12 protein-coding genes and 1 pseudogene are annotated in these 14,772 nt (G+C 65.0%); 6 read left to right on the forward strand and 7 right to left on the reverse strand.

Going from position 1 to position 14,772, the window contains the following annotated elements:
* Nucleotides 1-19: 19 nt before the first annotated feature.
* Entirely contained in the window at nucleotides 20-946 is a 927-nt protein-coding gene (locus P8R42_07410) for a thioesterase family protein (GenBank protein ID MDG2304473.1), read from the reverse strand.
* A 169-nt stretch (nucleotides 947-1,115) separates the two neighbouring features.
* Complete coding sequence (locus tag P8R42_07415; protein ID MDG2304474.1) at nucleotides 1,116-2,039, reverse strand: DUF1592 domain-containing protein; 924 nt, start codon at nucleotides 2,037-2,039, stop codon at nucleotides 1,116-1,118.
* Between P8R42_07415 and P8R42_07420 the strand changes: the two are divergent.
* Nucleotides 2,016-2,357: pseudogene (locus tag P8R42_07420) on the forward strand (DUF2804 family protein). The gene P8R42_07415 and the pseudogene P8R42_07420 overlap by 24 nt on opposite strands.
* 58 nt (nucleotides 2,358-2,415) lie before the next feature.
* Nucleotides 2,416-3,339, forward strand: a complete 924-nt coding sequence (locus P8R42_07425) for a hypothetical protein (GenBank protein ID MDG2304475.1) — start codon at nucleotides 2,416-2,418, stop codon at nucleotides 3,337-3,339.
* A gap of 133 nt (nucleotides 3,340-3,472) precedes the next feature.
* Here P8R42_07425 and P8R42_07430 read toward each other — a convergent pair whose 3' ends face one another.
* Nucleotides 3,473-5,317, reverse strand: a complete 1,845-nt coding sequence (locus P8R42_07430) for a carboxylesterase family protein (GenBank protein MDG2304476.1) — start codon at nucleotides 5,315-5,317, stop codon at nucleotides 3,473-3,475.
* Nucleotides 5,314-6,081, reverse strand: a complete 768-nt coding sequence (locus P8R42_07435; protein ID MDG2304477.1) for an alpha/beta fold hydrolase — start codon at nucleotides 6,079-6,081, stop codon at nucleotides 5,314-5,316. Before P8R42_07435 ends, P8R42_07430 begins: the two co-directional genes overlap by 4 nt.
* Nucleotides 6,082-6,622: 541 nt before the next feature.
* Between P8R42_07435 and P8R42_07440 the strand changes: the two genes are divergently transcribed.
* The 3 genes from P8R42_07440 (at nucleotide 6,623) to P8R42_07450 (ending at nucleotide 8,783) form a co-directional block, all read left to right on the forward strand.
* Nucleotides 6,623-7,618: a DUF2889 domain-containing protein gene (locus P8R42_07440; protein ID MDG2304478.1), complete on the forward strand. Its 996-nt coding sequence runs from the start codon at nucleotides 6,623-6,625 to the stop codon at nucleotides 7,616-7,618.
* A gap of 46 nt (nucleotides 7,619-7,664) precedes the next feature.
* Nucleotides 7,665-7,805, forward strand: a complete 141-nt coding sequence (locus P8R42_07445; GenBank protein MDG2304479.1) for a hypothetical protein — start codon at nucleotides 7,665-7,667, stop codon at nucleotides 7,803-7,805.
* An 81-nt stretch (nucleotides 7,806-7,886) separates the two neighbouring features.
* Nucleotides 7,887-8,783 (forward strand): pseudouridine synthase, encoded by an 897-nt coding sequence (locus P8R42_07450; protein ID MDG2304480.1) that lies wholly within the window; start codon nucleotides 7,887-7,889, stop codon nucleotides 8,781-8,783.
* A gap of 435 nt (nucleotides 8,784-9,218) precedes the next feature.
* Here the strand turns inward: P8R42_07450 and P8R42_07455 are convergent, their stop codons facing one another.
* Genes P8R42_07455 through P8R42_07465 form a run of 3 tightly spaced genes read right to left on the reverse strand, consistent with a single transcriptional unit; the run spans nucleotide 9,219 to nucleotide 13,926 of the window.
* The gene (locus P8R42_07455) at nucleotides 9,219-9,905 is read right to left on the reverse strand and encodes a hypothetical protein (GenBank protein ID MDG2304481.1); all 687 of its coding nucleotides are present in this window, start codon (nucleotides 9,903-9,905) and stop codon (nucleotides 9,219-9,221) included.
* Between the two features lie 22 nt (nucleotides 9,906-9,927).
* Complete coding sequence (locus tag P8R42_07460) at nucleotides 9,928-11,403, reverse strand: carotenoid oxygenase family protein (GenBank protein MDG2304482.1); 1,476 nt, start codon at nucleotides 11,401-11,403, stop codon at nucleotides 9,928-9,930.
* A 51-nt stretch (nucleotides 11,404-11,454) separates the two neighbouring features.
* A complete protein-coding gene (locus P8R42_07465; GenBank protein ID MDG2304483.1) occupies nucleotides 11,455-13,926 on the reverse strand; it encodes a hypothetical protein in 2,472 nt (823 codons plus the stop codon).
* 123 nt (nucleotides 13,927-14,049) lie between these two features.
* Between P8R42_07465 and P8R42_07470 the strand changes: the two genes are divergently transcribed.
* Nucleotides 14,050-14,646: an MBL fold metallo-hydrolase gene (locus tag P8R42_07470; GenBank protein ID MDG2304484.1), complete on the forward strand. Its 597-nt coding sequence runs from the start codon at nucleotides 14,050-14,052 to the stop codon at nucleotides 14,644-14,646.
* Nucleotides 14,647-14,772 lie beyond the last annotated feature (126 nt).

Here is a 14,772-nt window from a genome sequence, read left to right on the forward strand (position 1 = left end):
GACGCGGACGAAGGCTCCCTTAGAGAAGATCCGGATGGCACTGCGACTCGAGTCGCTTGCGAGCCGCCGCCGGAATCTCGATCGCGCGTCGCGCCCCCGTGTCGAAGGCGATGTCCACGGTCGAGCTCATGCAGAGCACGTCCCCTGAATCGACATCGAAAACCCAGGAGTGCCGGTACGACGTCTTCCGTCCCACCTGAACCTCGGTCCCGAAACTCTGGATGCGCGTCCCCGCGCAGGGAAGCCTACGCAGGATCCCCCGGCTCTCCAGGATGGCCCAACCGAACTGCCCACCGCCCTCGAGTGGCTGAAGCGGCATGAACCCGCTCCGGTCCGGAAGAGGCACCCCGCCCCACACCAACTCCCCGTAGCGAACTGCGGGGAAAAACCCGGCGTCGGTGCATTCGTCCTCGCGCAGTTCCCTCACTTCCCGCATCGCGATCCCGCGAGTGCGCGCTTCCTCGAGAGAGAGCCCGCGCGGCTCGCGAGACAAGTCTACGGTTCGGGGTCGGCCGTGCTCCGGCCACTCGACCCGCTGCTTCGCGGCCCGGTCTGCAACCATCTCAGGAATCGGCCGGAGGGCCCGCGTGCGCTCGTCGCACAAACCCATGTCGTGGACGAACGTCGCCGCGCGCTCCCCACGCTCCGGATTCAGGAGTTCGTGGTACAGCCGCAAACCGTCCGCGCGAACATCAAGAACACCGCCCTGCACGACGAGCCGTGCACCCTTCATCTGCTCGCGATAGTGCCGCGTAAAGCTGCCGCGAAGCTCGAGGACGCTTCCCTCGCCTGCGCACCATTCCGGCGTGAGGCCCATCTGGCCGACCAGCGCACGCGTCGCACGGACCGCCTTCTCCGCGTAGAAACGGACGTTCATGTGCCCCAGGTGGTCGATCTCCTCGGGGCCCACCGTTGTCTCGTGCAACACCTGCAACTCGGTCGTCATCACGTCAGACCGAACCAAACCGCCGGGGCGCCGTCGACTTGACAGCCGTGCCTTCCCCACCGAGACCAATCTCGGCACATTGGGAGAACCCCATGCCCGAACCCATCATCGCCCGCGATCTCGCCGAGCCTTCAACGAAAAGCTGAGTGCCTCGGGCAAGCTCGACCACTTACCGGAGGACATGAGCTACATGGTCGCGCGCGGCTTTCAGATTCACGACGTGTTCCATGTGCTCACCGGCTTCGACTCGAGTCCGATGGGAGAACTCTCGCAAGCGGCCTTCCACTTCGCGCAACTGCGGCATCCGCATCACGCGCAGGAAGGACGAGATCGACGCCCCACCGGCGACACTACGACGCAAGTGGAAGCTGGAGTCGCGCCGACGTCGAGCATCGGCAGAGCGAGAGCCACGCCGCCTGCTTTCAACAACGTTCGTCGGCTGAGTCGTCGATTCCACATTGTTAGCGCCTCGAGAAGATGCTGCTGGTCGCGAACCCGCGGATCGTCGAACGGAATGGATAGTCTGCACCGCTGCACCGGTTCCCAACGTGACGAGCTGCGACACCAGGTTGCGGGCCACCTGGTCGAGCTGTTTGTCGAGCAGCACGCTCTTGTACTCAACGATCCCATCGAAGGTGCGGCCACTCGGCGTAACGCCGGTCGCGTCCACCGGGACGTTCCGACGATACTCCGTTCGGAAGCTTCCGACGGGATCGAACTGCTCGAGCGCGAATCCCGGGCGGTCGACTTGGTCGGCCACGGTCGCGGGGTCGGAGAGCGCGCCCTGCTGCGCCAGGTCCAGGAGCTCGTCGTCCGGCCCCCCCCCCGGCCACAGGAAGTACGCGAGTCGCATCGCGATCTCAAAGTCGTCGAGCTGTCCCGGCGCGTAGGCTTGGAGGTGATCGAGGAACTTGAGCGAGGTGGGAATTGCGGCGAGGGGGACGCGTACCGCCTCGACGAACGGACGAGGAGGGGCCGCCTGCCACGACCTCGTGCTACGGCGGTCCTTTGGAGCCCGTGGGTCGGGTTCAAGCAGTTCCAGTACTTCGGTGTGATTCGTGACGGGCTCATGTTCGGGTGCGCACTCGCGCATCTGAGACACGCCGCGGCGGCCTTCGCGAAGTCTACGAGCCCGGCACCGGAATGCGGGTGGAGCGAAGCGTGCAGGTGCCGCTCGGCCTTCTGGAACTGGGCCTTTTTCTCCGGACGCTCCGAAGACGGCACGAACATCGCACTCAACGTCTCGTGCGGTGTGAATAAAACGAGCTTCTCCGAGAACTGCCTTTGGTTCGATGGGAGACGGGTACTCGTTGGCCTGTGCCCGTTCGCCTACGATTGGAAGGACCCACTTCGACCATGGCGTGTCGAGAGCGAGGGCGGCGCCGTGAAGCTCGACTTCGCCCCAAGAGGCCAGCACGCGAAGTGGTCGGGGGCTTGGTTCGGCTGCCGGATTTGTCTAGGACCACGTGGTGCATTGGATTCATGTGATCGCCGTTTTCGGAACTCTTCTCTCCTCTCCCGCCCTTGCGGCCGAGCAGGCAAATGCAGAAGCGTCACTCGCCGCCCCCGAGAAGACCAAGGCGCGGCATACCATTCGCGTCGAATGGAAGGGCCCGCGCGGGCGCGGCGATGCCATCCAACTCTTCGACCCGAAGGGAAACGACGGCCACGGGCAACAGGTGCGTGAGATGCGTCTCATCCCGCGGCGCGCCGTAGATCCAATCGTCGAGTTCGCCGCTCCGGCGGAGCCCGGAACGTACGAGCTCCGGTATTGGAGCGGAACGAGAAAAACCGCACTGGTCACCCGTCTGATCGAAGTAATCCCCGGAACGATCGAGATCTCGGCTCCCGCGACCGTCGAGGGCGCCGGCACCATCACGATTCAGTGGCAGGGCCCGGGCGGCGAGTACGACATTGTGCGCCTGCACGACGAGAATGCAGACTACGGCAACCACGGCGAGCGCCAGATCGTTCGCCAAAGGCGAGTCCGGGCCGGGGACTTCGAGGGAAAGCGAGTGGAGCTCATCGCTCCGACCGTTCCCGGGAAGTACGAGCTGCAGTACATCAGCGGGCAGCACCACGACACGGTCCTCGCCTCGCGGCCGATCGAAATCGAGGCGACCCAGGTAACTCTCGACGCCGCGGCGAGTGTGGTCGCCGGCGAGCCGCTCGAGATCCGATGGGTCGGACCCGCTGCGACCGACGACGAGGTGCAGATCACCGACGCTCAGGGCAAGCGGCTTGACGGTGTCATGGTGAGCCGAGGAGAGAAGACGGTACAGATCACCGCTCCGAAGATCCCCGGCGCGTACGCCCTGCGATACTGGAGCCATGCCAACTTCGCCGTGCTCGCAACCCGACCGGTCCAGGTCGTCGAACCGGCCGCGGGGTAAGCGCGCGGTTCTCGACCGGCCCGCTCACATCGGGCGACAGCGGAAGCTCGTAGGAGGCTTCGACGACGAGCCCGGGAGACACCCTGTCCTCGAGCTGACCGGGGCGCCGCAGAACCGCTTGAAAGGCTGAGCCTCAGGCCCCTTCCCAGGGGTACATCGCGATCGGATAATCGTCGCACTCACCCGCCGCGTACTCCGCGTATTCGGCGGCATCGGATTCAGGGCCGCGGCGCGACAGATCCGCAAAGACCTCACAGCGGTCGCGGGTCGTCTCGAGACGAGGGTCCGCACGAACCTGAGCGAGGATCTTCGGGAGATCGAGGTCGTCGGGCGAGGTCCGAATCCCCCCGTCGTTGCTCGTGTCGAACAAGAGCATCTTCGGCTCCCCCGCCCCGCGGCCCCAGGCGGGCCACGCCGGAAGGTCGCCGGTGCGACCCCGACCGGGATCACCCGCGTACGCGAACTGCGTCCAGTACGACATCATCGCATCGGAAAGCTCCCGATCCGTCGCCTCATTGTCCGGGTCGAACACCAGCCAGGTCGCCGGCCCAAGGGTCAGCCAGCCGAAGACGAAGGGGATCTCGAGGGCGTGCGCCGCTCCGACAATGCCCGGTAGGTCCCAACCCAGCGGCGAACGCAACTCATCCCAGTCGAAGCGATACGCCCAAATGTTCGGATGGTGCTCGCGAATGCCGCGGGCGGGATCGTCGACACCCAGCAGCTTCCACTTCTTCGTGCCGTACTCGCTCGCCGCGTCGTACAGGGGCTTGTTGTTCACCCACAACGGCATACCGCCGACCTGCGTCACGTTGTGCGAGCCTCCCATCGCAAACAGCTTCACTTCGTCCCGGTTCGTTCCGAAAATCGCGGGAACAGCGTTGAACCGACCGGCCGCGTACGCGTCAGCCGCCGGCACTTCCGGCAAAACGAAGCCGTCACGAATCAACCCAGGCGAGGGATACATCCCTCCGAACCCGAACCCATCGAAGAACGATAGGATATCGGCCGGCGATTTCGCACGAAGATACGAGGCGATCTCGGGCGCGGACATCTTCTCGACGACCGCCTTCGCGGTCTCACGATCGGTCGCTTTGTCGTCCTGCTGGAGGAGATAGAGAAGAAGCTCCGCTGAGCTGAACGGCGCCCCCGGCACCGCGGCATCCTCGTAGTTCTCCGCTTCATCGCGGGGCGTCGTGCGCGCCGTGCCACTCTGCGCAATGGCGCGATGGAACAGCCCCTTTGCCTGGGGAGACAGCAACATCGCGTGGGTATCCGTCCCGCCCGCCGACTCGCCGAACACCAATACTCTGTTGGGGTCACCGCCGAATGCGGAGATGTTGTTCTGAACCCATTCGAGCGCCGCAACGACATCCAAGGTGCCGTAGTTCCCCGAGGCGTCCGCCGGCCCTTCCCCTGCGCGCAATCCCGGATGCGTGAACCATCCGAACACACCCAGCCGGTAGTGAATGGTGACAACCACCACGGGACCCGACTTCGCGAGTAAGCTCGCGTCGTAGACCTTCGCGTCGCCCACGCTGTTCCCGCCACCGTGGATCCAGACCATCACGGGGAGACGATCCTCTCCCGTCGGCACGGCGTCCGGCTGCACCGCCGGGGCGTAGACGTTCAAGTACAGGCAGTCCTCGTCCCCCACGGGTTGGCCCTCAGGCACATCGGCGTCGGGTGAAAGACCGGGAAACTGTGGGCATGCATTTCCGTGCGCCAACGCCTCGCGCGTCCCCGTCCAAGAGTCGGGCGCGCGCGGAGCGCGCCAGCGCAACTCGCCCACCGGCGGGTTCGCAAACGGGATCCCCCGCCACGTGTGCGCGCCGTCCTCGGTCACGAAGCCGACCAACGTCCCCTGTGGAGTCACGCGCTCCGTTCCCGGTGCGGCCTCCGGCGGCAGAGCTTCGTTCGAAGAACAACCCATTCCAACCGTGACGCAACTGAGAAGAAGGCAGCGCTGAATACGAGTCATAGAGGCCTCCCAAGCCACGTCTCGAGAATTCCTTCGAAAGCGGGATCCGTTGAAACCCAGTGGCCGCAGTCGAGTCCGAAGACCGAGCCTCCACCACCCTCGACGTAGTCGATCCATTCCGGCGAGTGGAACGGAAAGGGTTTTCTTTTCCCGTACACGAAGAGCACCGGCCCTTGTGGCCAGTCGCCCTTCGTCTGCGGCATCCCGCGCCCACGGGGCAGATCCCGCCAGGCATTGCGATACGGGTAGTTCATGCCGGAGTGGATCTGCGCGAGCGGCATCGGCGCACCGAGGGCTCGAGCCAACGTGCGCGTCATCCAATCCCCGATCGGGCCCCCGAGCAGGAAGGCGGTGATCAACCAGCCCTGGTAGGCGAGGACTCCGAGAATCGCGAGCGGCCCAGCTTCCACGTGCGGCGCGATGTCGAGCGCGGCGAAGCCTCCGATGAGATCGCGGCGTTCGGCGAAGAGGCGGTAGGCCCAGTAGCAACCCCAATCGTGGGCGATCAGCGTGACCTTCTTTCCGGGACAAACCTCGCCGATCATCTGGGCGAGCGCTGCGACGATCTCGTCGGTGTCGTGACCCCAACGCGCAGTTCGTCGACCATCGAAGTTGGGCATCGTCGTCCGCACGCAGCGGTAGCGATCGGACAGCGCGGCGACCTGGGGCTCCCACAGCGTCGCGTCGTCCGGCCAGCCCTGGAGGAAGACGAGGGTTTCGGCCTCTTCGGGCCCCTGGACAATCGGGCTCAGACGCAAGCTCATTCCGGCAGTATCGGGGATGGGGGGCCAGCGGCGCAAAGACTCCTCTCCTGTGGCTCCTGGCGCACACGACGCTGTGATTGGATCCCGGGATGAGCGAGCAGAACCGAGATGCAGACGTATCAGGGCTCCTGCCATTGACGGCGCGTTCGATTCGAGGTGGACCTCGACCGCCTGCGCTCCTGCGACTGCTCCATTTGCAGCCGGAGGGGCGCTCTCATCCACCGGGTCGAGGCGAGTCAGCTTCGGATCTCGACGCCTCTCGACGACCTAACTCTGCACCAGTGGCACACCCGCACCGCGGAGGACTACTTCTACCCCACGTGCGGGATCCTGCCGTTTAGGCGCCTCCGGGTACCGGGCCCCGACCGAGGCCGCCGACGGGACCCCGGAGTTCTCCGGCTGGAGCGTAAACATCCGGTGCCTCGAAGGCGTCGATCTCGCGGCGATCCCGGTCGTGCGCGTCTAGGGAAGCCGGCTTCCCTAGAGCGCCGGTCTCGATCGGCCACGTGCGCTTCGACCACCTCATTCGATAAGGAATCGAATGCAATTGCCGGTGAAAGGCCAGCCGCTCCACACGCGTTCGCTGACGATGTCCGTGTCCGTCGACGAGAGCGGGCGATGGCGCGCGCGAGGCAACGTGATCGACGTCCGCAAGACGGGGTTCGCGGCCATGCCCACGAGCCTCCAGCCTGCGGGGCTCATCCACTCGATGTCGATCGAACTCCAGATCCATCCGGACACGCTCTGCATCGAGCGCGTCGAGAGCCAACAGTCCGTGGTGGCGGTCGAGCCCTCTTCCCGCAGCGGAGGGGAATGCTGCCGTGATCCTGCCGACAACTTGAAGGCGCTCGAGGGCGAGCACCTTGGGCCCGTCTTCTCGAAGAAGCTCTCACTCACTTTCGGTGGACCGCGCGGGTGCTCTCACCTGCTGGCGCTCTTCTTCTTCATGGCGGCGGCCGTACCGCGCGCGCAAGAGTTCGAGCGCGAACGGGCCGCCACACGCGGCTCGGAGCGTGCCCCCGGCGAGTGCCTCTTTCAGCGCAGCCTCTCGCTGGACGGACTCGAAAACCATGACGGGAACGTCGAGCTCTCGGTTCAAGTCGGTGACTACCACCTGCTGCCCGAGAGAATGACCGAGGGAACGATGGAGCGACTCGAACGCGAGCACGACATTCGTCTCTTCGCGCACGTCGACGCGAGCGATCAGACTCTCAGCGACTTGCGCGCCGTCGAGCGAGAACGAGACTACGCATCCCTCGCGACCGCGGAGTGGCGCGACCGACCGGAATGGGGCCGGGAACTGGTTGGATCTCCGCTACTTTCCGGGTTCGCCGCTCGCGTGATGCAGAGCTGTGGCCCGCACCCCCACCAACGCTTGCTCTTGGACGCTCTTCTGCAGCTCGCACCGGGCCACTACCAGGTCCTCGCCGCGTTCGCGGATCAGTGGGCGGCGGGCGGAACGGTCTCCGGCGGTGGCAGCGGGATGGCGGCGAACTGCTACATGTGGCGCCCCGACGGCACACTCGGCCCCCCCTAGACGCGGGCACTCGGTCTGGTCAGACCTCGCGGCCGTCATACTCTGCATGGCCGCCAGCCGGACCGTGGACATCCTCTCCGACGGCCCGGTAAATGCGATGTTGTTCGTCTACCTCGCCGTCGAGATCGTCGTGATGAGCCTCGCGCTGTTGGGGCTGCGCACAGCGCCGGCCGCAACCGCCGCTTAGGCACGCGCGGGACTCGATCGAGTCCGATCGGACAGACAGGTGTTGTTCGAGGCACCGCGGGCGTTCTAGGATCGACACGGCGTGGGGCTCAACCAGGGATTCCGATACCACGAGAGAGCCGGGCGCACGGACGCACCGCGCACTCTTCTCGACCACCTATCCCAGGTGCATCGACACTCCTCGCGGGACGAGTGGGAGCAGCGCATCTTTAGCGGGGAGGTCCAACTCCGAGACCGGACCGGCCGCCCCCTCGACGAGGTACGAGAAGGCGACGAGATCACCTGGGACCGCCCGCCGTGGGAAGAGTCCGACGTCCCCCGATGTTGCGCGCTTCTCTACCGCGACGCGGACCTCCTCGTCGTCGCCAAACCCCGCGGGCTTCCAACCGTGCCGGCCGGCGGTTTCCTCGAGAACACCCTGCTCGCCGTGGTCCGCCAACGGGAACCAACCGCGACGCCGATGCATCGACTGGGCCGTGGCACATCGGGCTTGGTCGTCTTCGGGCGCACCAAAGCCGCGCGCTCTGCGCTGGCTCGCTCGTGGCGGGACGGTACCGTGCAACGCACCTACCGTGGACTCGTCGAGGGCACGCCATCGCAAGCGGTCTTCACGATCGAAACACCCATCGGCTTGGTCGCACACACACGCCTCGGAACGGTCCACGGCGCGTCGGACGAGATTGGCGCGCGGGCCGCCCGAACCGACGTTCGCGTACTCCGCGTCGGTCCGGAGGGCACGGTCGTGGAGATCGACATCGAGACCGGACGGCCGGATCAGATCCGCATCCACCTCGCGTCGGCTAACCACCCGCTCGTCGGCGATCCGCTTTACGGCCCCGGGGGGATTCCGCACCCGGGATCCGAAGCCCTTCCCGGGGAGGGTGGCTATTGGCTTCACGCCGCACGCCTCGCGTTCCCCCACCCGGCCTCTCGCGCGCAGGTCGTCGTCGAATGCGCTCCGCCCGCATGCCTCCGCTAGTGCACCCGCAGCGCACTGGTCTCGGTCGCCAGCCCGCTTCGACGCCGAGCCGAAGCCCGGAGGTCAGGTGCCCGTCGTGGCGAGCGCTTCGAGAATGTCGTCGGGGCGTGGGCCAACCCGCCGACTCCCCTTTCGGCCGCGAGCGCTCCCGACATCAAGGCCAAGCTCCCAGAGGGCCATAGTGCCAGCGCGAAGTCGTTCAGGGCGCACCTCGACGGCTCCGATTTCCTTCCGCACCTGACCGGCAAGGCCGACAAAGGCCCCCGCAGGGAGTCGTGCGACAGACCCACGATCCCGCTCTCATTGAAAATGGGATTGTTGAGCTGCGCATCGGTCGAAACGATCATCCGGAACGAGGCAGAACTAATTGTAGTCCGCGATAATTAGTTGCCGAACCGCTGTTCAGGCGCGGCGTCCGCACGGAGATTCCGACCCTCAGAAGATGGAGAACCGAGGGCCTCGCGGCTGCGGAATCTTCTGGTCCTCGGGGAGCATGCAGAGTCGATCCATCCGTGTGGTGCTGCCGTCGGCGTACTCCCAGATCAGCTGGTCGCCCTCGAGGTAACGCTGGACCACGACGGGGCCCCAGCCGAACACGTGGAAATCCAGAACCCCGTCGTTCCAGATCATGCTGGCCGATGTCCGCCCGCAGTATTGTTCACCGCCGATCGTGAACAACACCGACCCCTGGGTGTCATTGGTGGTCTCGCCGAGCGTGCTGTTGGGGCCGGCGTCGTGAATGATGCCTGCAGAGGTAACCACCGTACGCCGACCGCATTGTTCCACGCGTTCGACGTGACCGACATGCCCACCCTCGACGCCGATCCACAGACCACGAATATCCGCGGCGCCGTCCACGAGCGGCTCGGTACATTTCGCCAAGATCGGCAGAGGAAAGTGGCTGTAGCCGCAACCCGGCGTGTTGCCCTTCGGAATGTCCGCCGCCGTTTTCCCGCTGCCATCGAGCTCGCGCAACTCACAGTAGTCGACCGTGCTGCCATCGCCCGCGAGTGTCGCCGGATCCGTCGTCAGCGGCGGACGCGCGGAGAGATACAACTGCCAGAATGCCGCGAGGAACAAGACAACGACGGCAACGACGACCCGAAGGAACCATTTCTTCACGAGACGCAACTCGGATTCGATCTCAGGGCTCGTCGATCCACATGCCGTGGAAGCCGGCCGGAACGCGCACGGGGATCTCCACGGTCGCCACTTTCTCCATGGCCTCGGCATCGTAGATGGCCAGATGACTGCGATTCGATCTCGCGTCGTGGCCGAAGCCCACGAGGTAGCCGTGATCCTCGGCGCTCCCGTCCGCGGCCGGCACGAAGTAGACCTCGTCGCTCGCGTGTCCGGCGGGCAGATCCAGTCGTTGCGACGAGCCTCGCTCCAGATCGTACTTGATCAGGCCATTCACACCGCGGAGTACGCCTTCCGGGGTATCGACTCCGAAGTGAGCGGCGTAGCCGTATCGGTTCTTTCGGCCCAGTAGACTGCGGTCGAACTGAGGGAAGTCACAGATCTGTTCATCGAGCTGCTCTTCGCGCACAGTCCCCGCCGCGGGGTCGATCGTGTAGCGCCACAGATTACCGGTCTGCCAATTCGAGGGACCGCCCCGCCAGAGCTCGGGCATCCGTGCCACCTCCAACACGACCTTTCCGTCCTCGGTGTCGTGGGCGTTCATCGTGTGGACGATCATGCACTGGTCGATCTCCACCCACACGACGTCCGCGTTACCACCGTTACGGGGCATGACGCCGAGTCGACTCGGGTGCTCATCATCCCAAGCGAGCGGGAATCCGGACGTGAGCAGGTCGAAGTCGAAACCGATCGGTACATCGATGAAAACAACGTGATTTTCGCTCACGGCGAAGTCATGCATCATGCTGAAGGCGGGCAGGTCGATCTTCTCACTGCGAACGAGAACGCCGGCGGCGTTCACCTGATGGTAGGTGAGAAAGTCGCTGAAACCGTACCCGAAGAAGAGCATCTCGCCCGTGCGCGGGTCGACCTTGGGATGGGCGGTCATGGCCGTCGTGAGCTTGCCGTCGTAGTCGTACCACCCGCGCGTCCCGAGCTCTCGATCGATCTCGTACGGCAGGCCCGTCTCGGCCACGGCCAGCACTCGACCGTCGTGCACCGCGATCGCGGTGTTCGCCTGATGAGCCGTACGCGAAGGCGGCCCGAGGCCGCCCTGCGGCGGGTCCGTCAGCAACTCGGTCTGGATGTAGCGATTCCGGTACCACTCGGCGGCACCATCGCGGATGCGGACACCGTGCAGCATTCCGTGACCGAAGAACCAGTGGGCGCTCTCTCCCGTGACCGGGTTGGGACCATTGCGCATGTAGACGCCATTAAGCTCGGGCGGAATCGACCCCACCACCTTCAGGTCAAGCACGTCGCGCTCCGCGTCGACCGGCGCGTAGTTTCCGTTCAGCCACCACGTCGCCGGATCTCCAACCGGGATCTCGGGGTCGACCACGCCGGGACGTTCCGCTCCCGAAGCGTCGAAGGGTGCATCGACATCCGAGCAAGCGGCGAGCAGGCCGCTGCCCGCAAGAGCCGCCGCACCGGCGCCCGCGTAGTGTAGGGCCTCACGCCTCGAGTAGTTCTTCTTCATCGCAGTTCCTGCCGGTACCATCGCATAGACCCTGCGCCTCCGCTAAAACGTTCATTCTGACTCCTCAACGTTCCTCCACGGATTCCACGCGTAGGTCCGAGTGTTTTCCCGCACGAAGACGCTAGCCGGCTCGCTCCCGATGAACACATCCCACGGTGTCGTGACCCGCTGAAGCTCGAACGCATCCCGCCCGGCGCGGACACCCTCCTCTTCCATCGTCTGCCCGTCGTAAAAAACCTTGTCGCAGCTCCCGTTCCGTCTGCAGACCCAATCACCCGCCTCGACGAAGTCGAGCGTTGGAAGTGCGCTCTCCGTTTCGCCGAGCCGGATGTCGGCCTCGAACACGAGCGCACCGGATTGTAGCCGAGTTCGCAGCCGATTCGATGACAGCGTGTGCTCGACGACGCTCGGCAACCGAAGAATCAGCTCCGGATCGGCGGCGACCTCCTCGGTGAGCAGATCGATGATCAGCGCATGAGGACGCCCGTCGTCTCCTTTCACGAAAACAGTCCACTCGGCACGAGTGCCGCTCGGCATTCCGTCCACGTCGTAGACACGAAGCGAGAGATAATAGTCGGCCTCGCCGTCACTCTCGAGAAGCCGCAGCGGTACGAGGCGGGTGTTCTCGGGCAACTCGAGGGCGTCCTCCAAGCCGCCGGGGTCGGTGATCACGAAGTTGAAGTACGCCGAGGGGACCGCCGTTCCGACCGTGAAGCCCGCGAGCGCGTCTCCTTCCCCCGCAACGGCAGCTTCCGCGATCCCGAGAACCGCGGCCGGGTAGAAGTTGTTCTTGAAGTCGACCAACGACTGCAGATGATCCGCGGTGACGTCGAGGTATTCGGCATCGAGGTTCCACCACGGCGAGATCACGATCTCGAGGGGATTGAGATAGACGTAGGAGTGCTTGGGGACCGGCTTGAGGTACATGCTCCAGTGGCTGTTATCGGAGATCTCGATCTCGGCCTCGGGAATCCGGACTCCCTCGCGGTTGTGCACCGTCGCGTTGTACAGAGTGCGATCCGCCACGCCGTTTCCCCAATGGATGAAGTCGTTCGCGGCCACGAACCGCCGTGCGAACGCGACGCGAGCTTCGGGATCCTGGGGCCAAACGACCCTGGAGGAAAAGTAGAGTCGCTCCGCACCCCCGTCTCGATCTTCGACCCCCACGTACGAGACGATGCCCCCATCCTCGAACTCGTGCGAAACCGGTTCCGGGGAAGTGAGGAGGTTGACGGAGTCCGCGGAAACGTTGGCGGCCGCCGCCTGCACGACGAGAAAACGCGGATGGCCGTTCTCGGGATCCTCGACGAAAACGGACCACTCAGCGCGCGCGCCGGCGACCAACCCTCCCGAGGAATTGTAGATGTTGAGCACGAGGAAGTACGTAGGCTCGTCGGTCTCGAGGATTCGCAGAGGAGCCAACACGAAGCCCTCGGGCAGCTCGCTCGCCTCGAACGCCGCGATCTCCGCCGGCCCCTTGAACTCGAAGTTGATAAAGATGGAGTTCGGATTCCCGCCGACGTCGAAGTTCATCCAGGGCACGTTGCCCCCGTCGGAGACGCTCTCGGCGTAGTCCACCGCATCCATTGCGTGGACGAGCTTCTTCAGAAGAACGCGCGATTCCAGAACCTCTGCCGGAGTCTTCTCTAGAGACGAGCTCGGGATCTCCACATCGACCGTGCCGCTCTCCCCTACGGTCAGAGGCGCCGTACCCGTGCCCGCGATCAACGCGTTGAATCGCGCGACGTACTCGGCGGCATTGTCGCTGTGAATGCGGACCCGACCCTCGAACGAATTCGCCCCGAACGTGAGCGCACCACTGACGACCTGCGCCTGTCTCAACGTGGCGGCACCCGGCCCCTGCGCATCGACTCGTCCGTAGAGGGCCGGCAATCCCGAGAGGAATGCGAACGGCTCGGCTCCGTCCAAGGCGAAGAGGAAGGGGCCGATCTCACCCGCGCCAACGCCCGGATCCTCTCCTTGAAGAGTATCGATCGCCGCGTGGAGAGCGGCTTCGCGGCCGACGAGGAGGCGACCATCGGGGAGAAGGCTGAGCTGCAGGTCCGACTCGCGGTCGGCGTAGATCGTGTGGCCCTCATACGGCGCGGCCTCTGAGAGTTCCGCCCTGTCGAACAGATCGCCAAGCCTTCGGACCTGCAGTTTTGCGACGAGGAGGAACCCGTCCTGCACATCCGTGGTCTGGGCGAGAAGGACCCTCTCCATCGTCGCGGCGATGTCCGCACCCAGAGTGAACTGCTTGATCGTCTGGAAGGGGGCATTGAGCGCCGCATCCGCGCCTTTGCCGTGAAGAAGACCCATGACGGCTTCGGCCGCATCCCCGGAGAAGAGCGCGTCAATCTCCAGTTCGAGAATGGCCCGAGTACTCTCGGGCAAAACGGTACGGAGCGGCGGCGGATCGCCGACCGGCGGACTCACTGCGCCCGAACCATCATCGCCGCATGCGCTCAGAAACAGGACCGGCAACAGCAAGAGAATCACAGAAAGGAGCCGCAGAGGTCCCATGGGTCGCGACCCTTTCAAGGAAGGAAACGAATGACTAGGGCCATCGGCCTAAAAAGCGCATGGACTCAGCCGATCCGAATTCTCCGGGGTAGATCGGCGGCCCGCGCGGTGTAGTCTCCTTCCATGCAAGAGCCCCTTCCCGGAATCTTCACGTGGGCAGCATTGTCCGAGCCACACGGGTACGACTTCAACGGCACCGTCGTCCTGCATCCCGAGGGAAACCTCTGCATCGACCCGGTCGAACCGAGCACAGACGTGCTCGACCAACTCGACCGACTCGGCATCTCCCGGATTCTCGTCACCAACCGCAACCACACGCGCGGTGCGAACGCGGTGCGAGATCGAACGGGAGCACGGCTCGCACTCCACCCGGCAGACGCGCCACATGCTCGTGAGCAGGGTGTGCCGCCGGACGACGAGTTGGCAATCGGGCAGCGCGTCGGGCCGTTTACCGTAGTACCCGTGCCCGGAAAATCTCCGGGCGAGATCGCCCTCCACGATCCGGACCGTCGGATCCTGGTCGTCGGCGACGTGCTCATCGGAAACCCGCCCGGTGGACTCTCCTTGCTCCCGGAGAAGGTCATGGACGACCCAGCCTTGCTTCGCAAAAGCGTCTCTAGCCTCCTTGAGATCGACTTCGACGTGGTGCTGGTGGGTGACGGCGTTTCGGTCCTCACCGGCGCCAAGGAGCGACTTCGCGAGTTGGTAGCGGGCTTCTAGGCGGCGGAGAACCCAGGGGCGACACGAGCACGGGCCCATGGGATCCGAGACCGAACACGACTCCTCGTCCGTTTCGGGGACGTCGCAGTTGATCGGATCGCGCGCCACTGCGCAGGTCTCGCACCC

The sequence above is a fragment of the Candidatus Binatia bacterium genome (genome assembly GCA_029243485.1).
Taxonomy (GTDB): Bacteria; Desulfobacterota; Binatia; order UBA12015; family UBA12015; genus VGTG01.